Raw genomic sequence first — 23,308 nt, 5'->3', positions numbered from 1 at the left:
CGACGGCCGTCGCGCGGTCCGCCGAGGTCCCCGCGCGTCGGATCAGGCGGCCGGGGTGAAGTAGTGGCCCTTGTCCAGGTCCTCCAGCAGCCCCGGGTGCGACGGGCGCCACTCCAGCAGTGTCTGGGTGGCCGTGCTGGAGGCGGGGCTGTCCAGGCCGATGAAGCCGCCGAGCCAGGTGAAGTGCTCGGCCGCGTCGGCGGGCGCCACGGAGGTGACCGGTACTCCGAGATGGCGGCCGATCACCTCGGCGACGTCACGGATCGCGACGCCCTCCTCGCCCGCTCCGTGCAGCACCGAACCCGCCGGCGCCTTCTCCACGGCCAGCCGGAACAACCGCCCGATGTCGAGCCGGTGCGCGGCGGGCCACCGGTTGGCGCCGTCGCCGACGTATCCGGACACACCACGCTGCCGGGCGATGTCGATCAGCGACGCCATGAACCCCTGGTCGCCCTCGCCGTGGCAGGTGGGGGCGAGCCGCACCACCGAGGAACGCACGCCCCGCGAGGCCAGGTCCAGGGCCGCCAGGCCGGTGGCCTGCCGCACCGAGAACCCCGAGTCGTCGACCGCGGGCATGTCCTGTTCGGTGACCGTCCGGCCGGGAGCGATGCCGAGCAGGCCGGAGGCGAGCACGAAGGGCCGGTCGGAGCCGGCCAGTACCTCGCCGAACACGTCCACGGCCCGGCGGTCCGCCTCGGCGGCCCCGCGGAAGTCACCGCTGAAAGCGATGTCGTGCTTGAAGGCGAGGTGGATCACACCGTCCGACGCGGCGGCGGCCTCGCGCAGCACGTCCAGGTCGTCGACGGTGCCGCGCACGACGTCCGCCCCCGCCTCGGTGAGCGCGGCGGCGGAGGCGTCCGAGCGGGCCAGTCCGGCGACCTGGTGGCCCGCGTCTAGAAGTTCGGGCACGACGGCCGAGCCGAGCCAGCCGGACGCACCGGTCACGAAAACACGCATGGGAGAACTCCTGACTGTTGATGGCAGTGACTGACATCGACAGTAGCACTCGATGTCAGTCACTGCCATCACGTAGGATTCGGCCATGGGAAGATGGGAGCCGAACGCGCGCGAGCGCCTGGCGGCAGCGGCGTTGCAGCTCTACAGCGAGCAGGGGTACGAGCAGACGACCGTGGCGCAGATCGCCCGGCAGGCCGGTCTGACCGAACGCACCTTCTTCCGGCACTACGCCGACAAGCGCGAGGTGCTCTTCGCCGGCTCCCCGCTCCAGGAGCTGTTCGTGGCCGCCGTGGCACAGGCCCCGGCGTCCGCGCCGCTGCCCGACGTGCTCGGCGCCGGGCTCGACGCGGCCTCGGACATGTTCAGGGGGCGCCATCAGTTCGCGCTGCAGCGGCAGGCCGTGGTCGCCGCCCACCCGGAGCTCCGGGAGCGCGAGCTGATCAAGCTCGCCTCACTGGCGGCCGCTCTCGCCGACGCCCTGCGGGACCGCGGCGTGCCCGAGCCGACCGCGGCCCTGGCCGCGGAGACCTGCGTCGCCGTCTTCAAGGTCGGCTTCGAGCAATGGATCACAGCCGCCGAGGAGACCGACATGGCCGCACTGATGCGCGACCTGCTGGGCGAGCTCGGCAAGGTGACCGCACGGAACTGACCGCACCCGGCCGGCTGACGCCGAAGCGTGCGAAGGCGGTCCCGGCACCGGCGGCACCGTCATCGCCGCCTTCCGCCGGACTTCGGCCCCGCCCCGGGCGCCCGTCCCGTGGGCCGGCGGCACCGCTCTCAGGTGCGCGCCGGTTCCCGTTCGGCCGCCTTCCGGGGCTGGCGGGCGGCCGGTGTGGCGAACGCGGCCGCCACGACCAGGACGAGCACCAGGATCAGCGCGTTGCGCAGCCCGAAGTGCTCGCCGAGGTAACCGAGGGACGGCGGGCCGACCAGGAAGGCGACGTAGCCGACGGTCGCGGCGAGCGCGACGCGAGCGGCGGGGTCGGCGCCGGAGTCACCCGCCGCGGAGAGCGCGACGGGGAATCCGAGCGAGGCCCCGAGTCCCCACAGGACCGCGGCGGCGGCCGCGACCGCCTGGTCGTCGACGAAGATCACGAGGGCCAGTCCGGCCGCCCCCACGAGCGCGCTCCCGCACAGTGCCGCCGCCCGCCCGAACCGGTCGACGAACCGGCCGCCGACGAAGCGCCCCACGGTCATCGCGGCGGCGAACACCGCGTACACGGCCGAGCCCAGCGCGGCGTCGAAGCCGTGACCGTCCACCATGACCAGCGGCAGCCAGTCGTTGGCGGTGCCCTCGGCCATGGCGAGCGCGAGGATGACACAGCCGATGAGCAGCAGCGCGGGATCCCGCCACACCGCGGCACGCGGCGTGCCCGGTGCCCGGCGTCCGGTGGGGGCCTGCCGGCCCACGTCGGTGGGCACGCGCCGGATGACCAGGGCGAGCGCGACCAGCACCACCGCGGTGACGACGAGCAGGTGGACGAGGACCGGGAAGCCGACCGCGGTCAGGACCATGCCGGCGACCGCGCCGAGCACGGTGCCCAGACTGAAGAAGCCGTGCATGGCGGGCAGCGTCGAGCGGCCGAGCAGCCGCTCGACCTCGGCGCCCTCGACGTTGAGGGCCACTTCACCACCGCCCATGCCGAGGCCGAACAGCCCGAGGCCCACCGCGACGCACGCCCCCGAACCGACGGCTGCCCCCACCCCGACCACCGCGGCACCGGCGGCGACGGCCGAGGTGCCGGCCAGGATGACCAGCCGGGCTCCCCAGCGGGCCACGACCGTGCCCGAGCACAGGATGCCCAGCATCGAGCCGACCGAGAGCCCGAACAGGATCAGGCCCATCTGCGCCGTGGAGGCGCCGAGCAGGTCGCGCACGTCCGGGGTGCGGGTGACCCAGGAGGAGATGGTCAGCCCGGGCGCGAAGAACAGCACGAAGACGGCGGTGCGCCGCCGGGCGAGGTCAGGAGGCATGAGCGGGGGCTCCAGCGGGATCCGTACGAGTCTGTACGAGCGTACACAGTCGTTTGTACGTCTGTACACACTCGGCGGTGGGCAAGCCATGGCACATTGAGGGCGTGAGCGGCACACGACGCGAGATCCCGAACGACCCCGGACGCAAGGAGCGGATCCTCGACGCAGCCCTGGACGTGATCGCCGAGTGCGGCGTGCACAGCACCACCCACCGCAAGATCGCGGCACGGGCGGACGTCCCGCTGGGCTCGCTCACCTACTACTTCGACGGCATGGCGGACCTGCTCGCCCAGGCCTTCGCCCGGCTGTCGGACACCATGTCCCGGCTCTACCGGCAGACCCTGCGGTCGGCCGCCTCCACCGCCGAGGCCGAGGCGGCCGTCGTCGAGCTGATCTGTGGTCCGGCCTACGCCACGGAACGCGACATGACCCTCATCTTCGAGATGTACGCCTACGCCAACCACAGCGAGGCGGTGTCGGCGACGCTGCGCACCTGGCTCGAACGCAGCAGGGACAGCCTCGCCCTGCACTTCACGCCCGGGGTGTCCCGCGCCCTCGACGTCCTCATCGAGGGCTGGCCGATGCACCGTGCCTTCTCCGACGGCCCCCTGGACCGCAGGCTGGTCACCGAGACCGTCCACGCGATCGTCGCCGCCGGACCGCGCCTGTCCACCGACACCGCCGGGCCGTGACCGCCACACGCTGCCCGAAAGGATGAACGTCCCGGTCGGACGGCGTGTCGCGCCCCGGGCGCCCGGCACCCTTCAAGTCGCCGAGGCATATGCGCGAACCAGGGGGCGGACGTGGCACAAGGGCAGGAGCGGACTTCGTTACGGCACCGGGCGCGGTACCTGTTCGACAGGACGCTCGCCCGCAGCACGGGAACACTGCTCGGCTGGCTCGCCCTGTGCTGTCTGGCGGTCGTCCTGCCCGTCAGCACCCTCCTGGTGTGGACGGACCCCGCCGCGCCGCGTTCCGTCACCGGCCGTCTCACCCAGGTGTGGCGCACCAGCGCGGAGACGCTCCGGCTCGGAGCGGTGGCGGGCACCCCGGCGCGGATGCTGCTGTCCGTCCTGCTCGGGCTCATCGCCCTGTTGTGCGTGTCGACGGTCGTCGGAGTGGTCACCACCGGACTCGGCGACCGGCTCACCGAACTCCGGCGCGGCCGCTCGCGCGTGCTGGAGCGCGACCACGACGTGGTGCTCGGCTGGACCGACCAGATCTTCACGGTGGTCTCCGAACTGATCGCCGGCCGGGCCGGAGCCAAGTCCCGGCGTGGGGGCTCCGCCCGCGGACGGCATGTCATCACCGTGCTGGCCGACCGGGACCCCGCCCACATGCACTCCGCGCTCACGGCCGCCCTCGACGTCACCGACCGCGTCCGGCTCGTCTGCCGCACCGGCGTGCCCACCGACCCCGACGCCCTGACCCTGGTCACCCCCGGCGCGGCCCGAGCGGTGGTGGTGCTGCCCGCCGACGACTCCGACGGCGATCTCACGGTCGTACGGACCCTGCTGGCGCTGCGTACCCTGCTCGGCACCGACGACGGAGGGAGTGCTCCGCGGATCGTCGCCGCCGTGCACGACGGGCGCTACGTGCCCGCCGCACGGCTCGCCGCCGGACCGCGCGGAACCGTCCTGGAGACGGACCTCACCGCGGCACGGCTCCTCGTCCAGGCGGCGCGGCGCCCCGGGATGCCCACGGCACTGCGCGATCTGCTCGACTTCTCCGGAGCCGAGTTCCATGTGACCGACGTGCCGGAAGCGGTGGGACTCTCCTTCGAGGAGGTGGCACTGCGCCTGGAGGGAGCCTGTGCCGTCGGGCTGCTGCGCCCGGACGGCCGCCCGCTGCTCACCCCCGCGCCGGGCACCGTCCTGGAACCGGGGGACCGCCTGGTCACCGTCGCCCACGACGACCGGACCACCCCGCTCACGGACCGCTGGGCACGGGTCGACACCACGGCGCTCGCACCGTCCGCACCCGTCCCGGAGCCTCCCGCACGGCTGTTGCTGCTCGGGTGGAACCGCCGCGCCCCGATGGTCGTGGACGCCCTGTGCAGGACCGCACGGCCGGGCTCGGTCCTCGACGTGGTCACCGACCCGGCGTCCGGTGCCGCCGGACCCGGATCCCCGTGCTCACGGAAGCGTCCCGGGGACGAGCCGCTCACCGTCACGCACCACACCCGCGACCTGGCCGCCCCCGACGCCCTGGACGGCTTCGACCTGTCCGCCTACGACAGCGTCATGGCGCTGGGCTCGGACACGGACACGGGCACCGAACGACCCGACGAGCGCACCTTGCTGGCGCTGCTGACCCTGCGCTCCTGGGAGGAGCGGACGGGCCGGGTGCTGCCCGTGGTGGCCGAGCTGCGCGACCACCGCAGCCGGACCGTCGCTCCGCTCGGCCCCGCCTCGCACGCCCTCGTCCACGGCGAACTCACCGCCCTGCTCATGGCGCAGATCGTGCACAACCCCGAACTGGCCGCCGTCTTCGAGGAGATCTTCGCCCGGCGGGGTGGAGCACTCGTGCTGCGCTCCGCCGCCCACTACGTACTGCCCGGCCACGAGGCGGCGTTCGCCACGGTGGTCGCGGCCGCGCTGGACCGCGGCGAGAGCGCGATCGGCTACCACGCGCACGATCCGCACCGGGCCCGTCCTCACGACGGCGTCCTGCTCTGCCCCGGCTCGTCGCGACGCCGCGTGTGGCATGCCGGGGACCAGGTCCTGGTGCTGACGGCGGGACCGGGCCGCCACGGCGGCGCGGACGGTGACACCGACGACCCGCCCCCCGCCCTGCCCGCCCAGAGACCGGAACGGGTCGAGGAGTCGGACTGAGGGTTCGGACCGGGGGGTCGGAACGGAGGGTCCGGCGGATGCGGTACTATTGATCACGAGCTGGTCGCCGTGAACTCCCGGCGTCCGGTGTCGCGTTGGTGGTCCAAGGAAAGACGCCCCGCTTCCTGCGGGGAAATGCAGGTGCAAGGCCTGCCCGGCGCTCGGTGGAAGGGCCCGTCCGCAAGCGGACGGGCCCTTCGCGTTGCCGAGGGGCCGCCCTCTGCCGGGTCAGGCCACCGTGCGCTGGGCGTACGGGACGAGCCGGACCGGTCCGACGAGACCGTACGCCTGGCGGGCCGCCGCCCCGAACACCGTCGGGTTGCTGATCCGCAGCCGGTTGAACAGCGGGGTGGCGACCTCCACTTCGACGGTGTTGGCGCCCGGGTGGAGCAGGCCGCCGAGGTCCACCTCGGGGTTGAGCCGGTCGACGGGACCGACGTGGGTGCCGTTGACGGTGACCCGGCAGGTGTCGCCGACGCTGCCGAGCCGCAGCACGGCGCCCGTCGAGGAGGTCCAGGCCGCCGGCAGCGTGACGGTCGTCCGGTAGCGGCCGATGCCGCCGACGTCGGCCAGCTCCGGGATCTGCGACCAGGGCAGCAGCGAGTCCAGGGCGACGGTGTGCCCCACGATCTCGGTGCTGGTGGCATCGGCGCCGGGCCGCCAGTCGTCCACCGTGAGGGTCCACTGGTCGAGGGTGACGGGCGCGGGCACCTCGGGGATCCTCGTGGTGACCGTCCGGCCGTCGGACAGGGTGGTCGCGTAGGTGCCGGCCGTCGCGGCGCGCACCGCAAGCGAACCGCCCGCGAAGAGCACGCTGTCGGCCTCGGTCGCCACCGCGTGCGGACGGCCCCCGGTACGGTCCCCGAACGCGGCGGGCCGGGCCAGCGCGACGACGAGCGTCTCGCCGGGCTGGAGCGCCACCCGGAACGTGAAGGCGTCCCCGTCCTGGGTGTACGCGGCGAGCCGGGTCACCTGCCCGGTCCAGGGATCCAGCAGGTAGGGGACCGTCCCGGGCCCCGAGCGCCGGGTGCTGCGCACCGTGACGAAGTGGTCGACGGCGGCCACCGCCGGCTTGACGGTCTCGGCGTGCTTGCCGTTGCAGAAGTAGTAGAAGTCGGCGTCCTCGGTCGCGCGGTGCGCGTTGAGGAGGGTCGAGGAGGTCGCGTAGGACACGTCGGGCGTCACCCCGAGGTCGGCGAAGGCCGCGCCGATCCGAGTCTTGTCGGTGACCTGGCGGACGTTCGGCAGGGCCAGCAACAAAGCCGTGAGAGAACGCAGTTCGCCGGTCTCGCCGTCGCCGGGCAGACCCGGGGTGACGGCCTGGTCGAAGGCGCCGAACAGCACGGTGGGCAGTCCGGCACGGGCGAACGCGAGCAGGCGCCGGGCGTCGGCGACGGCGAGCGTCGGGGTGGCACCGTAGAAGAAGTCGCCTTCGAGGAACAGCGCCTTGTAGGCCGGTCCGTCCGGGGCGAGCCGCTTGCCCGACACCCTGGCCGAGGGCAGGTCGAGCAGCGGCCCGCTGACGAACTGGTGGGTCCAGCCGAGCGGGACCCCGGTGGAGGTCAGCCAGGACGCGCCGATTCCGGTGGCGCTGTAGCCGGTCTGCCGGAAGACGGCGACGTCGGCGCGGGCGGTGCCCGACTGGAGCACCTGGTGGACACGGCCGAGGTAGCCGGCGATGTCCGGGACGTGCCGCCAGGTGGGCTGGCGGGGGCCCCACGACTCGCCGTACCCCACGGCGCCGTTGTACGGGCTGAACGCCGCGAAGCCGGGCCAGGCGACTCCCGGCGCGGTGGCGTAGGAGAAGCCGTGGATCACGGTCTGGTTGACGCCCGCCGCGTACGCGCCGCCCATGGTGCGCAGGAACTTGTCCCAGGTGGTGTTGTAGGCGCCGCCCGCGTACGCGCCCGCCTCGCAGGACAGGACGCGGTGGCCGGCCATGTCCCGGCCGCCGGCGAGACAGCGGTGGTCGTCGAGGTTCTTGAAGCCGAGCGACTCGCCCTCGGGGATGTCCAGGACGGCCGCGGAGGCGATGGCGTCGGTCCCCAGGCCGTACGGCTGCGAGCGCAGTGTCATGCCGTGGCCGTGCGCCCAGTCGCGCAGCGCCCCGAGATGGTGCTCGTTGAACAGGTTCGACACGGTCTCCCAGAAGTCGTGCCGGATCTCCTGGGTGAGCCGGGCCTCGAAGGCGAAGACCTGGTTGCCGTTGTCGAGGACGACGGCGGGCAGGTACGGCAGCAGGTCCCGTCCGGTGCCCCGGCGGAACGCGGCGGGCAGTCCGGGCGTCCACTGCAGCCCCTTGGTCTCCAGCTCGACGGAGTCCTCGAAGAAGGCGCCGCCCGCCGCGCCGAGCAGTCTCCGCAGACCGGCGTCCAGGATCTCGCGGTCCCAGTGGCCGGTGACGGCGGCGGTGCCGGCCGCGCTGAAGTGGTCCACGACGTACGCGGCGGGGGAGGAGTGCGGTCCCGCCTCGGGCTGCTGCCCCGAACCCCGCTGCCAGTACGACAAAATCACCCAGGTCGCCGAGTCCGGCGGGGTCCAGGTGAGCCGGCCGCCGGACACCAGGGCGGTCAGGTCGGTGACGCTGTCGGCGTCCAGGCCGGTCGCCTTGCCGCTGGAGTAGGCGGTGTCGACCCTGGCGGCCTGTACTGCGAGCAGTTGCTGCACGGTCACTGTGGGGGCGGCGGCGTGGACCGCGGCCGGCACCGGGCCGTCGTACCCGGCACCGGCCGTCAACGTCGCCTTGCCGTAGGCGAGTTCCTTGGCGGCCGCGTCGTCGTCGGGGGCGACACCCGGGACGGCGACCGGCCAGCTCGGGCCGAGGGTGAGGTCGACGGTCAGTCCGCGCCGGGCCGCCTGGCGCAGCGCGGCCTTCACGCCGTCGCGCCACGGGGCGCTGCCCCAGCCGTGGTGGGCGGTGTCCAGCACGGAGGTGTCGGTGGCGCTGTGGTGCACGGCCGCGATCTCCGCGCCGCCGAAGCCCGCGTCCGCCATCTGGTCGACCTCCCGCGCGATCTCGGCGGGATCGACCAGTCCGTCCGGCCACCACCAGCGGAACTTCGGCCGAACGGCCTTGGCGGGACGGGCGAACCAGTCGGCGGCGGGTGGGGCCCCGCCGGGTGCCGCGAAGGCGCCGGCGGCCGGCCCGAGGGCGACGAGGGCACCGGCCGACAGACCGGCCGCGAGCACCGACCGGCGGGTGGCCCCACCGCGCTGTGCGGAGGAATCGGGCATGGTTCAACCCCAAGTGGTTCCAAGGGCGGGCACGGACGAGCCATGGACTGAATCGTTTCAATCACGGTAGGCCCGGGAACGGTAATCCGGCCTTCGAAGTGAGGTCAAGGTGTGTGACAACGATTCAACGGGACGGAGTCCGCCGCGCGTTGCGCCGGCGCTTCGCAGGCCGCCTGTCCTGAGGACCGGGTTCGGCCGGAGGGGCTGGACTCGCGGCGTTCCGGCACCGATCGTGGGCGGTATGAACGATCACCGCACGGCTTCGGCCGACACCGCCCGGCAGACCCCCTTGGACGACGGGGCCTCGGCGGCGGAGGCCGCCGAGATCCGCCGCTTCCGGGAGCGGCTCGGCCTTCCGGCACTGATCGACGTCCACACGCACTTCATGCCCGAGCGCGTCCTGCACAAGGTCTGGAACTACTTCGACACCAACGGCCCACTGGTCGGCGGCCTTCAGTGGCCGATCACCTACCGCAAGGCGGAGGAGGAACGGGCCGCGCTGCTCAGGGAGTTCGGCGTCCGTGCCTTCACCTCGATGCTCTACCCGCACAAGCCCGGCATGGCGACCTGGCTGAACGCCTGAAATAGGAGGAATTGCATCAGCTGCAACACGCTACGGCCTGGCTCGTGTGCCAACCACGCTGGTCAACGCTCTGGCAGTACGACAGTCACGGAATCGCTCATAGGGGTGACCTGCACACAAGGATCAGATGCATCGATGTTGTGTCAGATACAACAGAAGGGTGATCACTGAGGCTCCTGGTGCGGCACCGCTCGCGCTGGCATCCAACGTCGTCCACCTCGATCCGGAACCGGCGATGTTCTCGGCGATGCGTGAGGGGTGGGCGAGGCAGCAGGCTGCTCGGGTCCTGCAGAAGGAAACGATCGGCTCGCGTCTGCGGTTGGTCGAGAGGATGGGCGAATTCACGGGTCTGTACCCGTGGCAGTGGACGCCGGCGGACGGTGAGGCGTTCATCGCCGGCCTGCGAAGCGGGCCGAAGCCGATCCAGCTCTCCACGGCTCGCACCTACGAGGTGATGATCGCCTTGTTCGTCGAGTACCTGCTGGATACGCGGTACGGCTGGGTGGAGTTGTGTCTGGACCGGTTCGGTGAGGCGCCCCAGGAGGTCTTCCATGAGGGCAACTCCGTCCTGCACACGGTGGAGTACGAGGGCGATCCGCGCAGGCGCCCGCTGGACTACGACGAGGTACAGGCGCTGTTCGACGCGGCGGACGCTCGGGTGAAAAGGATCCGTGGCCAGGGCAGGAAGGGGGCGCTGACCGCGCTGCGGGACGCCGCCGTTCTCAAAACCATCTACGCCTACGGCACCCGGCGTACGGAGTCGTCGCGGGTCGATCTGGTCGACCTGCGACGCAGTCGCACGGCGCCGGAGTTCGACCGCTTCGGAAGCATGACAGTCCGGTACGGCAAGTCGTCCAAGGGGGCTCCGCCCAAGCGCCGGTCGGTGCTGCTGGTGCCGGAGATGGACTGGGCGGTGGACGTCCTGAACGAGTGGATCGAGGAGATCCGGCCCGCCTTCTCACCGGGCCGGCATCCGGCGCTGTGGGTGACCGAGCGGGTGGGGCGCCTTTCGCCTCGTTCGATCAATGAGGCATTCGTCTCGGCCCGGACCGACGGCGGTCTGGACGAGGACCTGGACCTGCACTGCCTGCGGCACAGCTACATCACGCATCTGACGGAGTTCGGCTACCCGGCACGGTTCGTGCAGGAGCAGGTCGGGCACTCCCATGCATCGACCACGGCCGTGTACATGGGGGTGTCGAACGAGTACCGCAACCAGCTGCTGGAGGCTTCGTTGAAGAGGCGTCTGGGCGACGACTGGGATGTGACCTCGTGATCAAAAAGATGGGCTACGAGTGGCATCTGCGAAAGCTGATGGCGGCGCGGGAGTTGTTCCAGACGTCCGACCTGGTGCCGCTGCTTGCCGAGCGCGGCATCCGTCTGTCGCGGGAACAGATCTACCGGCTGGTGACCCAGCCGCCGCAGCGCCTGAGCATGGACACACTCGTCGCGCTGTGCGACATCCTTCAGTGCACGCCGAACGACCTGATCACACCGGTGGTCGTCAACGCGCAGGTGAAGAAGACGGCCGACGGCGATAGCTCCCCTTCTTCGCCCGTGCCGCTTGAGCCGCGGCGTGCGGTGGTGCGCCGGCCGGGGCGGCGGTGAGGCCGCCGACCCCGGATCAGCTGCGGCTGCGGGCCGAACTCGCCCGCGTGCGTGCCCGGCTGCTGTCCCACCTGTCGTCTGCGGTCGGGCCCGCGCTGACCGAGGGCGCCGCGCAGTCGGCGCTTGAGGAGGCGAATGCGTGGAAGGGGCCCAACGCTTTCAGGCTCGCCGCGTATCTCGACGCCTGTCCCACTGCGCTGGCCGCTCCCTCGCCCGACTCCCCGCGCGCGCTGGTCCGGCTCGCGCACCTGCTGGTGGAGACGGGCCACGGGGACGTGGTGGCGAAGGTGCCGTGTGCCGGCTGCCGCCGCACGGACCCGCTCCCGTCCCAGGGCACACCGGAGGGCAGGGTGTGCTCGGCCTGTTACCACCGGCGCCTACGGCGGGCTTGTGCCCGGTGCGGGCTGGTCCGGCCCGTCTACGCGCGGCGGCCCGAGGGAGCGATCTGCAAACCGTGTCACCGCAGGGAGACGAGCGTGAAGCTGTCGTGTCCCGGGTGCGGCCGCCTGGCCCTGCTCGAACACCGCGCGGCGGACGGTGAGAAGGTCTGCTGGACCTGCGCACCCACACCCACCCGCCCCTGTACGGGGTGCGGACGCAAGCGTCGCGTCAACGCCATCACTCCGGAGGGACCAGTCTGCGGCAGCTGCTACACCAGTCCGCCCCGGACGTGCGGCATCTGCGGCATCGTCGGCCCGATCTCGGTGAAGGCCGCCGACGGCCGGCCGGACATCTGCCATCGCTGCTACCAGCATCCGCGCAAGGAATGCAGTGTGTGCGGCCGCATCCGTGCCGGAAACCACATCGACGGCGGCCGGGGTGCCTTCCACTGCGACACCTGCATTCCCCGGCCTCTTCACGACTGCGGAATCTGCGGGCGGCTACGGCCGGTCAAGATCTTCTGGCCGCTGGGGCCCGTGTGCTCCGCCTGCTACCGCCGCAGGCGGGCTTCCCCCGCGCCCTGCGCCGGGTGCTCCGCCACACGGATTCTGGTTGGGATCACGGACGACGGCGAGTCGGGGCTGTGCGCGACCTGCTGCGCCGAGGGCGGTGCCCCCGGTGGTGTCGTCGGGGCATGCGCGTCATGCCACGTCAGCGCAGACCTGCGGCCGGACGGACGGTGCCCGGGATGCTCGCTGAAACACAAGGTGCATGACCTCCTCGCCGATGCCAGCGGCAACGTTCCCGCCGGCCTTGCGCCGCTGGAGGCCGTGCTCACCGACGTCACCAACCACTACCCGGTTCTGGAGTGGATCCGCCGCAGCCCCGCCGCGCGGCTGCTGGCCCGCCTGGCCCAATCCTCAGGCAGCCTCACACACCAGGCCCTGGACACGCTGTCGCCGGATGCGAACACTGCCTACGTCCGCGGACTGCTGGTGACGGCCGGCGTTCTGCCCCCGCGGCAGGAGAACCTCGCCCGGCTGGAGACCTGGCTCGCCGCCAAACTCGCCCAACTCCCGCCGCACCACGTCACGCTGGTGCGGCCCTTCGCCGAGTGGGGCGTCGTCAAGGACGCCCGGCGCCGGGCCGCCCGCGGACGCTACAGCCTGGCGGCCTACAAGGGCGACTGCACCGATATCCGCGTCACCATCCGCTTCCTCGCCTGGCTCGACGACCAGCACCTGCACATTCGTGACGTCACCCAAGCGCATCTGGACGCCTGGGCGAGCACGCATCCGACCCAGCGCACCCGCCTCATCCCGTTCGTCCGCTGGGTGCACGCCCGCCGCATCGTCCGCGACCTGGAAATCCACCACCGGCCGAGGCAGCTCCCCGGCACCTTCCAGGACGAGGCAACCCACCAGGCCGAACTGCGGCGCTGCCTGACCGACATCGGACTTCCCCTGCCCGTACGCATCATCGGCGCCCTGGTCCGCCTCTACGCCCTGCCCCTGACCCGGATCGTCGAACTCACCACCGACCAGTTCCACCGCAACACTGAAGCCGCCTACCTCACCCTCGACCGCCACCCGGTACTGCTCCCACCGGCGCTGGCCTGCCTGATCGACGAGCAGATCGCCCAACTCCCCGGTCCACAGTCCTTGCAGAGCCACCCGCATCTCCTCCTGCCGGGCGCCGTGCCCGGCCGCCCCCGCAACCCCGCCGGACTGGCAGACCAGATGAAGCACCATGGCCTTCCCATACGCGCCGCACGCAACACGGCGCTGATGGAGGCCATCACCGACCTGCCGCCCACCGTCGTCGCCGACCTTTTCGGCATCAGTCCCGCAACCGCCCACCGCTGGTCCCAGCTCGCTGGCAACAGCTGGGCGCCCTACCTCGCCGCCCGGCAGGGATCACAGCCGTAACGACCGACCGGCACGGCTGTCATCAGCGAATTCGGCAGCCGCAGGGTGATGGCCATCCATCGGCAGGATGGGCCTGCGACATCCGGGCTGAGGCCATGATCTTGGTGGTCTCGGCAAGACGGTCAGGGCGGCTGCCCGGGCACAGCGGCTGGACGACATTCACGCCGGAGCCGGTCCAGCGCCGGTGCGTCAGCCGCTGGCCGTCCTCGCCCCGTCCCTCCTCCGACGTCAGACGATGCCCCGGGATATGCGTCGTAGCACGCCCGGATGTTGAGCACGCTGGTTGGCCAACAGTGCCAATCAGCATGCTTACGCTCGCGTTGGCCGCTCGTGCTCGACAGCAGGTGTGCTCCGCCGTCGAGAGGCGCGCTTCCTGGTCAGATGAGGTGTTTTTGGGGGCTCTGTTCCGGCTGGTCCGGGTGGCGGTCAGGCGGACAAAAGTGGACGGCCTGCATCCGCCACGAACGGGGGTCCCGCCCGTTCCCGTAGATCCATACAGCGAGGGAGGCCGGCGGCGCTTTCTAGCGCTGTCCGGCGGGGGTGTGCCTGTCCACCGATCGTCGGGTCAAGCGTCGGGGGCGCCTGGGCGCAAGGGGGGTTCGGCATCGTTGACGTGGGCAGCGAGGTCGGTCTCGAGGCGTTCGAGGACGGCGAGGGCTTCCGCGAGTTCGGCGTCGGTGAGGTCGCCGACGGCGTAGTCCTCGAGGCGGGCCCAGAGGTCTTCGACCTGTCGGCGAAGGGCCTGGCTGGCGGCGGTGGGTTCGACCAGGACGGAGCGTTTGTCGCTGGTGGAGCGCACGCGGCGCACGAAGCCGGCCTTCTCCAGGCGCTGGATGGTGCGGGTCATGGTGGCGGCGTCGGCGCCGACGTGCCGGGCCAGGTCGGTCTGGCGCATCCGGCCGTGGTCCCACAGGTGCATCATGACCAGCTCCTGGGCCGGGTGCAGGCCAACCTCGCGCAGCAGCTGGCCGGCGAGCATGCGGTGCAGGCGGGCCACCCGGAAGATCGCATGGCTAATCGGTCCGCGGCGTGCGGCCTCGGGAAGTTCCCCGGTCGCGGGGACCTGGGGCGTTGCCTCGGATTCCATGGTCCTGCCTTCTGCTTTCTCCCGTGCGGCCGTCCTTGCTGGGGCCGCGCGCGGCAGCCGGCGCTGGGTCGGCTGCCGCGGGCGGGCTCTCGGGTCCGCATCCTGAGGGCAGGGTATGTGCTGCTCAGGTGTGGCGTGCCCGGCGGGCTCGGGTCTGTCGCCGGACCGTCAGGCGTGGGCTTCCTCCAGCGTGGGGTAGTCGGTGAAGCCCTTCTCGTCGCCGCCGTAGAAGGTGGTGGGGTCGGGGGTGTTGAACGGGCCGCCCTGAGCCAGGCGGGCGGGCAGGTCGGGGTTGGCGAGGAAGAGGGCGCCGTAGGCGAGCAGGTCGGCGGTGCCGTTCTCGATGAGTTCCAGCTCGGCCGGTCCGGTGGGCTCCTGGCCAGTGAAGGGGTTGATGATGAAGGCGGTCGGCCATGCCTTGCGCAGCCGAAGCGTCAAGTCACGTACGCCGGGGGCCTCGAGCTGGTGCAGGTAGGCGAGGTTCAGCGGGGCGAGGGCCTCGACCAGGGCGGTGTAGGTGGCCTCCATGTCGGCGGTGCCGGACTCGTCGATGTCGTTGTAGGGGTTGCCCGGGGAGAGGCGGAAGCCGACCTTGTCCGCGCCGATGGCTTCGGCGACGGCTTTGGTGGTCTCCACGGCGAAGCGGATGCGCCTGTCGGGGCTGCCGCCCCAGGCGTCGGTGCGCTGGTTGCTGTTCGGGGCGAGGAACTGGTGGATGAGGTAGCCGTTGGCACCATGCAGCTCGACGCCGTCGAAGCCGGCCTCGACGGCGTTGCGGGCGGCGGTGGCGAAGTCGGCGATGGTGGCACGGACTTCCGCGTCGGTCAGTGCGTGCGGGGTGACGAAGTCCTGGGGGCCTTCGTGGGTGTACACCTGTCCGACGGCCGCGACGGCGGAGGGGCCGACGGGCTGCAGGCCCATCAGCGCGGGGTGTCCGACCCGTCCGGTGTGCATGATCTGCAGGTAGATCACGCCGCCCTGGGCATGCACCGTGTCGGTCACGTGGCGCCAGGCAGCGACCTGTTCGGCGGTGTGGATGCCGGGGGTGTCGGGGTAGCCCTGGCCGACCCTGGAGGGCTGGACGCCCTCGGTGACGATCAGCCCGGCGGAGGCGCGCTGCGCGTAGTAGTCGGCCATCAGCGGCGTGGGGCTCTGGCCGGAGCCGTAGGCGCGGCTGCGGGTCATCGGCGCCATAACCAGGCGGTTGGCCAGGCGCTTGCCGCCCAGCTCGTAGGGCTCGAAGGCCTTCGACATCGTCATCTCTTTTCGGGAAGGGAGCGAGTGTTCAACGGACGCGCGGGTCCTCGCGCCGGTTACCTGTTCGAACAACTAATCCCGGGACAACCTTCCCTCACGTGTGCGTGAGCTACACCACACGGCCACGTGTCGCAGTTCAAGGTGGGTCTGAAGCGCACTGACGGACCTTAGAGTCGGCCAAGTCATTACCTGTCCAGACAATATCTGGCGCCCGCAATAGGCTCACCCCCGACATGGGTCCTGCGCGGGTCTGGCGGAGGCTCAGCTGTGCAGCCCCTGGAGCATCACTTCCAGGTAGCGTCGGCCGGACGCCAGGCGTGTCTGCTGGTCGTCGGCGTGGACGTTGGCGGCGAAGGCGATCCCGCACATGAGTGGCAGCAGGTCGTCCCAGGTGACCATGTCGCGTACCGCGCCAGCCGCCGAAGTTCGGTCGAGCAATTGGCCGGCGAGTGAGTCCAGCATGGCGGTCAGTTCCTCAGTGCGGGGCAGGACGCGTTGCGGCGCTGCGCGCACGGCGGTGAGCGAGTGGTCGGTCAGCTGCGATTCCAAGGTGACATCGAGGAATCCGGCCAGGGCCTTCCAGGGGTCTTCTTCGGTCAGTGCCCGTTGCGCGTGGGCGACCAGCGCTTCCAGGCCCGGAGTCGCCACGGTCTCCATCAGTGCCTCCGGTGTCGGGAAGTGCCGGTAGACGGTGGCCACCCCCACGCCTGCGAGACGCGCGACGTCGTTGAGCTGCAGCGGGATGTCGTCGTCGACGAGTTGCCGGGCCACGTCGACGATGCGCTGCCGGTTGCGGGCGGCGTCCCTACGCATCGGTGCACTGGTCATGCGCACAGCTTAAACGGATGAGTCATCCGATTGTGTTAGCGTGAAGTGGATACATCATCCGGTTTGATGTGGTCCCGTGCCACGAGGAGGAAGCACCGTGTCGTTCACCGTCACCGACGTGCCGGACCTGCCCGTTGGGTTCACCGATACGTTCACCAGCCGCACCGTCAAGACCACCGAGCTGACCCTGCACGCCGTGGTCGGCGGCGACGGGCCGCCGCTGCTGCTCCTGCCCGGCTGGCCCCAGTTCTGGTACAGCTGGCGTCTGGTCATGCCAGCTTTGGCCGAGCACTTCACCGTCATCGCCCCCGACCTGCGCGGCATGGGCGCCAGCGACAAGCCCGTCACCGGATACGACGCCGCCACCCTTGCCGACGACATGGCCGCGCTGATGACCGCCCTGGGCCACGACCGCTTCGCCGTCGTCGGCTACGACCTCGGCATGCTGGTCGGCTACGCACTCGCCGCGAGCCACCGCGACCGCGTCACCCGCCTCGTCGTCAGCGAGGCCATCCTCCCCGGTCTCTCTCCGTCCCCGCCGCTGCTGTCGGACCCGGCGACCAACGAGATGCTGTGGCACTTCGCCTTCAACCGCCTCGCGGACATCAACGAGCGCATGGTCGCCGGCCGCGAGGAGATCTACTTCGGCCACACCTTCACATCCAAGACCGCCACCCCCGGCGCCATCCCGCAGCACGCCATCGACGTCTACGTCGACTCGCTGCGCGACCCGGCCGCACTGCGCGCCAGCTTCGAGTACTACCGGACCCTCGACACATCCGCCGAGCACGTCCTGCACTGGCGCGACGAGGGGCCGCTGACCATCCCGGTCCTGGCTATAGGCGGCCAGTACAGCACCGGCACCATCCCGGAGGAGACCATGCGGCTGGTGGCCCCGGACGTCACCGGGCTGGTCATCCCCGGTGCCGGACACTTCCTGCCCGAAGAGGCGCCCAAGGAATTCAGCCAAGCGCTCCTGGACTTCCTGCGCTGACCGGCAGGCCCGCCGCCACGACGAGAGGCCGCCGCACCTCGGCCACGCACCAAGCGACGGAGATGCCGCACGCAGAAGGGGCCGCGATGACGTCCGCGTCATCGGCAGTGGGACAGGAGCCGGGCCGCGGACCGTTGCCGCGGCCTCGGGCGTCGCGGTACGGGAGTCGCTCGCAGCCACCAACTCAACCCTGAGGAGTGAGATGCAGACGGCAACACCAAAAGTGCGATGCATGAGCCCAGCCGGACGGATACCGAGTCCGTGGCCGGCCGCCCCGGCGGCTGTCCCCGCGATCGAGAACGGGGGGCAGGCATGAGTGCCGACGTCATCGTGTCGGGCGCGGGACCCGTCGGGCTGCTGACCGCCGCGCTCCTTGACTCGGCCGGGGTGAAGGTGAAGGTCCTCGAGCGGCTCACCGAGCGCAGCGGGAACTCCCGTGCCGCGGTCCTGCATCCCCGCACGCTGGAGGTTCTGACGACGGTGCGGGCCGAGGACGGCCGCACGCTCACCGACGTTCTGCTGTCACACGGCCGCGCGGTGCCCCGGACGCACTTCGGCATGCTGTCGCAGCTGCTGGACTACTCCGAGCTGGACACCCCTTACCCCTACATCCTGCAGATCACCCAGGCCACCACCGAGCGGGTCCTCGCCTCGCTCGTTGCAGCGCGTGGCATTCCGGTGCACTACGGCCAAGAGGTCACCGGATTGGAGCAGGACGACACCGGCGTGCGCGTGCAGGCAGGCGGCACCGTCCACACGGCCCGGTACCTGGTCGGAGCCGACGGCGCGTGGAGCCGGGTCCGGCAGCAGGCCGGCATCGAGTTTCCCGGCACGCCCGGCAACACGGTCTCCTACCTTGCGGACGTCCACCTGGACGCGGCGCCACAGAACGCGACCCACGGCTGGGATCCCGAGGACGGCTGGGTCGCTGTCGTACCGCTCTTCAACGGCATCCACCGCGTGTTCGGCGTTCTGCCCGAGGACACCGGCCTGACGCCCGAGCAGGTCACCGCCAGGCGGAAGGAGCAGCTCACCCTCGAAGACCTGCGCGGCATTCTCAACCGTGTCACCGGCACCGATTACGGGCTGCGCAACGCGGTGTGGATCTCCACTGCCGGCAACACCACCCGCCACGCCACCCAGTACCGGGCCGGCCATGTCTTCGTCGCCGGTGACGCCGCGCACGTGCACTTCCCGGCGGGCGGTCAAGGAGTCAACGTCGGCATGCAGGACGCCGTCAACCTCGCCTGGAAGCTCGCGGCCGAGGTCAAGGGCCGGGCCACACCGCTGATCACCGGCGGCGCAGCTTCCTACGACCATGAACGCCGCCCGGTGGCCGAGTCTCTCGCGCAGAACACGCAGGCCCAGACCGCGCTGATGACCACGTTCACCCCCCAAGGCGCGGCCCTGCGCGAGTTGATGAGCACGCTGCTCACCCGCCCGGAGACCAACGCACATCTGGCCGGACTGCTGTCAGGGCTCAGCGTGTCCTACGACGCCCCCGATGGAGGTCACCCGCTGGACGGGCATCGCACGCCGGACCTGAACCTGCCAGACGGGGACACCTTGCTGCGCCGGCTGCGCGTCGACCGCTTCCTGCTGCTGGACTTCACCCCGGCCGGGGAGCTGGCTGCACTGGGCTCACCGCTGGTGGAGGTGATCCCGGCCGCGCCCTGGTCCGGATTGGCGGCCGCGCTGGTACGGCCCGACGGATACATCGCCCGCGCGTGGACAGGGGCGGACCCCGAACGGGTCAGAGCGGCACTTACCGACTGGGGGGCATTCTGACCGCAGCCTCAGGCCTACGGTGCCGGACGCGAAGTGGCCTCGCGCCGGTCACCTGGCCGGGGGGTCCTCCGTCCTGCTGAAGCCGTCATAGGCGAAGGCGGTTTGGTCACCGCAGTCGTCATCGGCCGCCAGGCCGTGTCGCGGTCGATGACCGGACCGGGTCTCCGGCGAGGTTCGTCCCCGAAATCCACCGCACGGCAGGTCCGTCCCCGAGCTCCACCGCACGGCGTTGTGCTTGACCGTCGATCGGTGGGTCGACGGGCTGAGCCCGAAGTGCGGGAGGCTCTGCCGTGAGGGGTACTGACAGAGACCCCCACCGGCGGTGCCGTCTTTCTACGCTGGATCCATGGACAACCGGGCCGAAGTCAGCGCATTTCTCAAGTCCCGCCGTGACAGGATCACGCCCGACCAGGTGGGTCTGCCGGTGTACGGGCAGCGCCGGGTGCCCGGGCTGCGCCGCGGCGAGGTCGCGATGCTCGCCGGGGTGAGCGTCGAGTACTACACACGTATGGAGCGCGGCGATCTCCGCGGGGTGTCCGACAGCATCCTGGACGCACTCGCCCAGACCCTGCGGCTGGACGACACCGAGCGGGACCACCTCCACGCCCTGGCCCATGCGGCCAACACCCATCCCGCCCGCGTCCGGCGCCGCCCGAAGAAAGCCACGGTGCGACCCAGCGTGCTGCGCATCCTCGATGGCCTGCACGACCAGCCGGCCTACCTGCGCAACAACCGCATGGACATCCTGGCGGCCAACGCGCTCGCCCGAGCCCTGCACAGCGACGTTTTCACGATGGAGCAGCCGAACACCTGCCGGTTCTGCTTCCTCGACCCCCGTGCCCCCCGGCTCTACGTCGACTGGGAACGGGTGGCGCACGACGCGGTCGGGGTGCTGCGGGTCGAGGTCGCCAAGAACCCCTACGACCGCGAGCTGTCGAACCTGATCGGTGAGCTGTCCACCCGCAGCGACGCCTTCCGCAGGATGTGGGGCGCGCATGACGTGCACGTCTTCACCAAGGGCACCAAGCGGTTCCACCATCCGGTAGTGGGCGAGATGGAACTGGTCCACGAGAGCCTTGACCTGCCCGGTGACGAGGGATTGTCCATCACCGTCTACAGCGCCGATCCCGGCACCCCGGCGGCGGACGCCCTGAAACTGCTGGCCAGCTGGGCGGCCACAGGGGACCAGGACACGGCCACGACGCAGGACCACACCAAGAACTGACGCCAGGCACCGTCCGTCCGTTCCTCGGCCTGCACGGCGGGGCACAAGCCCCTGCACGGCCTCAAGACGCGGGGGTACTTGCCGGCCTCGCAGGCATGCCGACCCGCCTGGATGTCGTCACTGTCCGTGCATCAGATAGCTGGGGACGGTGATGGCTCAGAGTTCACCGGTGTGCCGGTGCGACGCGCGGCACAAGGGGGTCACTGCTGTTACCCCTCAGGAGCGTGACTGTCTGCCCGGCTCAGCTCCTGGTTACGTGGATTGCGGCGGACCTGAAGGGCTCCGCCCCGCACACCCCTCGGCGCGTAGGAAGCTTGCCGGCCCGCATTCGGATGACCGGGATCCCGCGCCACTTCTCTCGGAAGGATCATCAGTGAGTTCCCCCTCGTCCACGAAGCCGGACACCTCGGCAGCCGCACCGCTCACGGCCGACGGCGGCGGCACGGTGTCTGCCGGGAAGGTCAAGCTGCCGCCCGTGGTGTGGCTGATGGGCGGCATCACCTTCATCATGGGCACCAGCGAGTTCATCGTCTCCGGCCTGCTGCCGCAGATCTCCGACGCCCTGAACGTCAGCCTCTCCAGCGCGGGGATGCTGATCACCGTCTTCGCCATCGGCATGACGATCGGCGCTCCCCTGATGGCGATAGCGACCCAGCGCCTGCCGCGCCGCTCGGCCCTGATCGCCGCGCTGCTGGTCTTCGCCGCCGGGCACGTCCTCAGCGCGCTCAGCCCCAACCTGACCCTCGCGCTCGTCGGCCGGATCGCCGCCGCACTGGGCCACGGCACCTTCTGGGCCGTAGGCGCCGTGATCGCCACCGCCGCGGCCGGCCCCGCCGCCAGCACCCGCGCCACGGGCGTGATGGTCGGCGGCATCACGCTCGCCAACATCATCGGCGTCCCCCTCGGTACGGCAGCCGGCCAGCTGGGCGGCTGGCAGACCCCCTACTGGGTGCTCGCCGCGCTCTCTGTGGCCGCCGCCGCCGTGATCGCCCGCCGCATCCCAACCGACACCACACGGACCGACACCTCCCTGCGCGCCGAGGTGGCCGCGCTCAAGCGGCCCCGGCTGTGGCTGGTCTACCTGTCCATCGCCCTGCTCCAGGCGGGCATCATGGGCGCCTACAGCTACGTCGCCCCCCTGCTGACCGACCGTGCCCACCTGGCGAGCTCGGCGGTGCCGCTGGCGATGCTCGGCTTCGGCATCGGCGCCCTGTCCGGCACCACGGTCGGTGGCCGCCTGGGCGACCGGCGGCCTTACGGGACGCTCATTCCGACCGCCGTCCTGACCACCGCGGCTCTGGGCGCGATCACCCTGTGGGCGACCAACAGCGTCGTGGCCGTCGTTCTGATCCTTCTGCTCGGCGGCGCCGGCTTCGCAGGCAACCCCATCGTGGTCAGCCAGGTCGTCAAGATCGCCGGCGAGGGCCGGTCCCTGCCCGTAGCCGTGGCCACCTCCGCTTTCCAGATCGGTATCGCCACCGGCTCCTGGCTCGGTGGTGTCGCCCTGACCTCCGGCTTGGGCCTGAAGGGCCCGTCCCTGACGGGCTTCGCCTTCGCCCTGGCGGCCCTGCTGCCGCTGGGCCTGCTGGCCGCCTCCCAGCGCAAGGCGCAAGCAGAGCAGAGCTGACAGCCGAGGGGCTGGGTCCGCTGCCGAGATCAGCTCATCTGGGGCCGCACGATCGACCTGGGCAAGGTATTCAGCCTCACCCTGCCCCTCGACCAGGCCGTCAGGGGCTACCAGCCCATGGCCGAGCGCCGCGCCACCAAGGTCTTCCTCACCCTCTGACCACTCGCGACACACTGACACAAAGGATGATCATGAAGATTGCAGTTCTGGGAACGGGCATGGTCGGCCGTGCCATCGCGGGCCGGCTGAGCACCCTGGGCCACGACGTGGTGATGGGCACTCGCGACGTGGAGCGGACCCTGGCGCACACCGAGGACCGGCCGGACAGCGTCTCCTTCGCGCAGTGGCAGCAGGCGCACCCCGCGGTGCAGCTGACGACGTTGGCCGATGCCGCAGCGCAGGGAGAAGTCGTCGTCAACGCCACCCACGGCGCTGCGTCGCTGAACGCGCTGGAGGCGACGGGCGCCGCCAACCTCGCCGGGAAGGTCCTCCTCGATATCGGGAACCCGCTGGACGTCTCCCAGGGGATGCCGCCGAGGCTGACGGTGGCGAACACCGACAGCCTCGGCGAGCAGATCCAGCGTGCCTATCCGGAGGCCCGCGTCGTGAAGTCGCTGAACACGATGAACGCCGAGATCATGATCGACCCGAGCCGGCTCCCCGGGCACCACAACGTCTTCGTCTCCGGTGAGGACGCCGGAGCCAAGGAAACGGTCAAGAGCCTGCTGCGCGAGTTCGGCTGGCCCGACGAGGCGATCATCGACCTCGGCGGGATCAAAACCGCGCGAGCGGTGGAGATGTACGGGGAGCTGCTCTTCGCGGTGGCGGCCGCGACGGGGACGTTCCACTTCAACATCGGGATCGTGCGCCCGTAGCGGCACGCGCTCGGTCGAATCGGCTGCCCAGGACGCGCCGATCGCGGCCGAAGCCTGCCCCTTGCCGCTCGCGGGGTGGGCGGCAAGGTCTGTACTCCTCCCGCCCTCCGCACACCTCAGTGCAGCAC

General features: G+C 71.1%; 17 protein-coding genes and 2 pseudogenes. 13 read left to right on the top strand and 6 right to left on the bottom strand.

What is annotated here, in order from left to right; genetic code table 11:
* Nucleotides 1–42: 42 nt before the first annotated feature.
* Nucleotides 43–957 (bottom strand): SDR family oxidoreductase, encoded by a 915-nt coding sequence (locus AB0G52_RS38865; RefSeq protein WP_361343669.1) that lies wholly within the window; start codon nt 955–957, stop codon nt 43–45.
* 85 nt (nt 958–1,042) lie between these two features.
* Here AB0G52_RS38865 and AB0G52_RS38860 point away from each other — a divergent pair, with 85 nt between their 5' ends.
* Entirely contained in the window at nt 1,043–1,606 is a 564-nt protein-coding gene (locus tag AB0G52_RS38860; RefSeq protein WP_132892678.1) for a helix-turn-helix domain-containing protein, read from the top strand.
* Nucleotides 1,607–1,734: 128 nt separating this feature from the next.
* Here the strand turns inward: AB0G52_RS38860 and AB0G52_RS38855 are convergent, their stop codons facing one another.
* Nucleotides 1,735–2,931 (bottom strand): MFS transporter, encoded by a 1,197-nt coding sequence (locus AB0G52_RS38855; RefSeq protein ID WP_361343666.1) that lies wholly within the window; start codon nt 2,929–2,931, stop codon nt 1,735–1,737.
* Between the two features lie 104 nt (nt 2,932–3,035).
* Between AB0G52_RS38855 and AB0G52_RS38850 the strand changes: the two genes are divergently transcribed.
* On the top strand, nt 3,036–3,623 hold the full coding sequence (locus AB0G52_RS38850) for a TetR family transcriptional regulator (protein ID WP_132892674.1): 588 nt from the start codon (nt 3,036–3,038) through the stop codon (nt 3,621–3,623).
* A 111-nt stretch (nt 3,624–3,734) separates the two neighbouring features.
* On the top strand, nt 3,735–5,765 hold the full coding sequence (locus AB0G52_RS38845) for an NAD-binding lipoprotein (RefSeq protein WP_361343662.1): 2,031 nt from the start codon (nt 3,735–3,737) through the stop codon (nt 5,763–5,765).
* 228 nt (nt 5,766–5,993) lie between these two features.
* Here the strand turns inward: AB0G52_RS38845 and AB0G52_RS38840 are convergent, their stop codons facing one another.
* A complete protein-coding gene (locus AB0G52_RS38840) occupies nt 5,994–8,999 on the bottom strand; it encodes a glycosyl hydrolase (protein ID WP_361343659.1) in 3,006 nt (1,001 codons plus the stop codon).
* A 241-nt stretch (nt 9,000–9,240) separates the two neighbouring features.
* On the opposite strand from AB0G52_RS38840, the pseudogene AB0G52_RS38835 reads away from it, so the two are divergent.
* From AB0G52_RS38835 to AB0G52_RS38820, 4 genes and pseudogenes are all read left to right on the top strand, one after another.
* Nucleotides 9,241–9,576, top strand: a pseudogene (locus AB0G52_RS38835) (amidohydrolase); the annotation flags it as partial.
* A 253-nt stretch (nt 9,577–9,829) separates the two neighbouring features.
* On the top strand, nt 9,830–10,858 hold the full coding sequence (locus tag AB0G52_RS38830) for a tyrosine-type recombinase/integrase (RefSeq protein ID WP_361343672.1): 1,029 nt from the start codon (nt 9,830–9,832) through the stop codon (nt 10,856–10,858).
* Nucleotides 10,855–11,190: a helix-turn-helix transcriptional regulator gene (locus AB0G52_RS38825; protein ID WP_132893330.1), complete on the top strand. Its 336-nt coding sequence runs from the start codon at nt 10,855–10,857 to the stop codon at nt 11,188–11,190. The genes AB0G52_RS38830 and AB0G52_RS38825 overlap by 4 nt, the downstream gene beginning before the upstream one ends.
* A gap of 1,148 nt (nt 11,191–12,338) precedes the next feature.
* On the top strand, nt 12,339–13,499 hold the full coding sequence (locus AB0G52_RS38820) for a hypothetical protein (RefSeq protein WP_132893331.1): 1,161 nt from the start codon (nt 12,339–12,341) through the stop codon (nt 13,497–13,499).
* Nucleotides 13,500–14,064: 565 nt separating this feature from the next.
* Here the strand turns inward: AB0G52_RS38820 and AB0G52_RS38815 are convergent.
* The 3 genes from AB0G52_RS38815 to AB0G52_RS38805 all read right to left on the bottom strand — a co-directional run bounded on the left by AB0G52_RS38815 (nt 14,065) and on the right by AB0G52_RS38805 (nt 16,671).
* Complete coding sequence (locus AB0G52_RS38815; RefSeq protein ID WP_014668673.1) at nt 14,065–14,586, bottom strand: MarR family winged helix-turn-helix transcriptional regulator; 522 nt, start codon at nt 14,584–14,586, stop codon at nt 14,065–14,067.
* Between the two features lie 168 nt (nt 14,587–14,754).
* Nucleotides 14,755–15,840, bottom strand: coding sequence for an alkene reductase (locus AB0G52_RS38810; protein ID WP_207921903.1), 1,086 nt, complete (start codon nt 15,838–15,840; stop codon nt 14,755–14,757).
* 264 nt (nt 15,841–16,104) lie between these two features.
* Entirely contained in the window at nt 16,105–16,671 is a 567-nt protein-coding gene (locus tag AB0G52_RS38805) for a TetR/AcrR family transcriptional regulator (RefSeq protein WP_132893335.1), read from the bottom strand.
* Nucleotides 16,672–16,768: 97 nt separating this feature from the next.
* Here AB0G52_RS38805 and AB0G52_RS38800 point away from each other — a divergent pair, with 97 nt between their 5' ends.
* The 6 genes and pseudogenes from AB0G52_RS38800 (at nt 16,769) to AB0G52_RS38775 (ending at nt 23,180) form a co-directional block, all read left to right on the top strand.
* On the top strand, nt 16,769–17,665 hold the full coding sequence (locus tag AB0G52_RS38800) for an alpha/beta hydrolase (protein WP_132893337.1): 897 nt from the start codon (nt 16,769–16,771) through the stop codon (nt 17,663–17,665).
* Nucleotides 17,666–17,977: 312 nt separating this feature from the next.
* Nucleotides 17,978–19,453 carry an FAD-dependent monooxygenase gene (locus AB0G52_RS38795; RefSeq protein ID WP_132893338.1) on the top strand — a complete coding sequence of 492 codons (1,476 nt, stop codon included), beginning with the start codon at nt 17,978–17,980 and terminating at the stop codon, nt 19,451–19,453.
* 346 nt (nt 19,454–19,799) lie between these two features.
* Nucleotides 19,800–20,678: a helix-turn-helix domain-containing protein gene (locus tag AB0G52_RS38790; protein ID WP_132893340.1), complete on the top strand. Its 879-nt coding sequence runs from the start codon at nt 19,800–19,802 to the stop codon at nt 20,676–20,678.
* 373 nt (nt 20,679–21,051) lie between these two features.
* The gene (locus AB0G52_RS38785) at nt 21,052–22,305 is read left to right on the top strand and encodes an MFS transporter (protein WP_132893342.1); all 1,254 of its coding nucleotides are present in this window, start codon (nt 21,052–21,054) and stop codon (nt 22,303–22,305) included.
* Nucleotides 22,306–22,335: 30 nt separating this feature from the next.
* Nucleotides 22,336–22,464 (top strand): annotated as a pseudogene (locus AB0G52_RS38780) (IMP dehydrogenase); the annotation flags it as partial.
* A gap of 32 nt (nt 22,465–22,496) precedes the next feature.
* Nucleotides 22,497–23,180: an NAD(P)-binding domain-containing protein gene (locus AB0G52_RS38775; protein ID WP_132893344.1), complete on the top strand. Its 684-nt coding sequence runs from the start codon at nt 22,497–22,499 to the stop codon at nt 23,178–23,180.
* Nucleotides 23,181–23,308: the final 128 nt, after the last annotated feature.

Origin of the sequence: Streptomyces sp. NPDC021562, assembly GCF_040640875.1 — a bacterium.
Classification (GTDB): Bacteria; Actinomycetota; Actinomycetes; order Streptomycetales; family Streptomycetaceae; genus Streptomyces.
Note: the sequence above shows the minus strand (reverse complement) of the source record. Positions and strands in the feature narration are given on the sequence as shown.